Below are 2,345 nucleotides of genomic sequence, written 5' to 3' on the forward strand. Positions count from 1 at the left end.
GTTTAAGAGTTTATAATCCCTTTGATATTGTCCCTATGGGATTTGCAGATTTAGATAAAATAAAACAATTATATGGTAAAGAACCTCCTTATGTATTATGCCCTGATGGATTTAAAGCCATTATAGACGGCCTAGAATATACACTTCCAAACTATGTGCAAGTTGAAACAGGATATCAATTGAAAGGGTTTATCGTTCCTGTTAAAGGCGCAGTAGATATATTTAATAGGTCTCAAGTTTTTATTGATGAAATTGAAATTCAGCATTCCTGTTTTACTTACCTTTATTTGCTGAATGCCCCTTTAACGTATGGAGCACCAAAAGTATGGCCTCCTAAATATATTGTAGCCAAAAAACTAAATAGATAAAAAAGCACTTCAACACTTTTTAATAGTATTTCAAGAAGAAGAATACAATTAGATAACAATTACTTTTGAAATTATGTGAATAGAGAATTTTATACTGTTTGACCAAATTCTGTGACACTATAAATTTAAATTGCTTTCTATTATGTTTTTTTGATTCTGATACTTTTAAAACCATACTTATCTGAATGCTAGTAAAACTTTTTCTAAAAATCTTTAACTCTTAAAAATAGAAGGTATAAGAAATAGTGTTAATCCTGATAATATTAGTGAGCCAATGGAGCTATATAATAATTCAGAATTATAATCACTAGAATGATTCTCGTTATTTAAATTCAATACGTCGTTTAATCTGCTAATCTCAGCATGAGCAATTTTCAATTCGTCTTGTAAATCAAAAATGGTTTTATTCATTTCTAGTTGCTCCTTAATATATTTTCTGTTTGTCTTCTGTTCCATTTCAATGCGGTGTTCTGCATTTTCTATAGCTAAATTTAATTTTCGATTTTCTTTCTCAATATCTTTTAATTGTAGTTTTAATTCTTCCTCCTTCGGAGATGTCTTCCCTATAAAATCATAATTATATTTATAGGCATAAATTAGACTGGCTATCAATTCTGATCTTGAGATATTTCTCTCATTGGCTATTTGTTGTAGTGCGGTTTTCTCTTCAGCTGTGGTCTTAAAACTTAATGTGATGTTTTTTGATACTTGTGCGATATTTTCCATGATTTATTTAATTTTAATTAGTGTTTATACTCATGATTTACTTGAGGTGCATCCAATATATACCTACTAGTATACTTTATTCTTATTAAATTTTTTTAATTTTAATTGTTTGATTTACAATTTTTTAATATTTGTTCAATCTAATTTTTATTATCTTATTTTCAAATATAAAACTTTTTAGCTTATTTTTTATATATTTACCTCAACAATTACTCCATGGATTAATCATATGACTACAAAAACCATTGAACATATTGGAAATTCTGTATTTGAAGAAAGAAATATAAACCCTAGTCAATTAGGTGTTAGTTCTAAAAACATTAATTATTGGATTAAAGAAAAGCTGATCCCCTTTGCTTCTGCTCAACAAGTTGATAAAACTAATAAAGAGCCGAAATCTAAATGGGTGAAATTAAACCTTGCTCAAGCTGTTTGGGTTTCTATAGTTAATGAACTGACTAATTTTAAAGTTCCTTCTGATAAATTAGAAGAATTAGCTTATCTGGTATGGCAAAAGCCAAGAGAAGATAAATTTGCTGATTCGGTATTTGAGCATCATATCAATAACAATCCTAATAATTTACCCAAGCATGAGATTGATAAACTAAAAAGTCATTTAAAGAATGAGCTATTGATGGAACATTACTTCAGAACTATTATTAACCCTTTTACTGATATGGTTAAATCAGCACTTTATAGGTCTAAATTACCACATAACCTCCTTTATGTTCCCGACACTAATGACTACATATTTCATTATGAACCGAAAGACTTAATATTAGAATTGAATAGTATCTACCTCAAAAAGTCAATGATAAGTATTCCTATAGTTCCGATATTATCAAAGATCATATTATTAGAATTTGATAATAAAAAAAATATAGACCTTATGTACCTGTCTAATGTCGAAAAACAAATCAGAGATATAGTAGTTTTTAAAAGACCAAAAATAATTGAGATTGCTTTTGAGGATGGTAATATAAACCCAATTACTGTAACAGAGGAACATAAAAGTAGAGAACAACTTGCTGAATATATTTTAAAGAATAAAATTAAGAAAGGGTCTAAACTTCTAATAGATATAAGAACTGAAGATCATTACAAGATATCATTAATCAAAAAAAGTAATTAAAACATATATAATGACACACTTCGTAGAACATAATCAGTCCCTGAAAATGCAGCCTGGTTTTATCCCTAACAGAGATGGACCAGAACTCAAGTTTTTACTTAGAAGCAAAATCAACACTT

At 28.1% G+C, this 2,345-nt stretch carries 3 protein-coding genes; 2 read left to right on the plus strand and 1 reads right to left on the minus strand.

The window, feature by feature from the left end; all coding sequences use genetic code 11:
- Positions 1-368: hypothetical protein (locus IEW41_RS14365; protein WP_188607070.1), on the plus strand; the 368-nt coding region annotated here is incomplete at its 5' end.
- Between the two features lie 213 nt (positions 369-581).
- On the opposite strand, the gene IEW41_RS14370 is transcribed toward IEW41_RS14365, so the two are convergent.
- On the minus strand, positions 582-1,094 hold the full coding sequence (locus tag IEW41_RS14370; protein WP_188607071.1) for a hypothetical protein: 513 nt from the start codon (positions 1,092-1,094) through the stop codon (positions 582-584).
- 229 nt (positions 1,095-1,323) lie between these two features.
- Here IEW41_RS14370 and IEW41_RS14375 point away from each other — a divergent pair, with 229 nt between their 5' ends.
- Entirely contained in the window at positions 1,324-2,226 is a 903-nt protein-coding gene (locus tag IEW41_RS14375) for a hypothetical protein (RefSeq protein WP_188607072.1), read from the plus strand.
- The last annotated feature ends 119 nt before the right edge of the window (positions 2,227-2,345 follow it).

The sequence above is a fragment of the Aquaticitalea lipolytica genome, assembly GCF_014641635.1.
Classification (GTDB): domain Bacteria; phylum Bacteroidota; class Bacteroidia; order Flavobacteriales; family Flavobacteriaceae; genus Aquaticitalea; species Aquaticitalea lipolytica.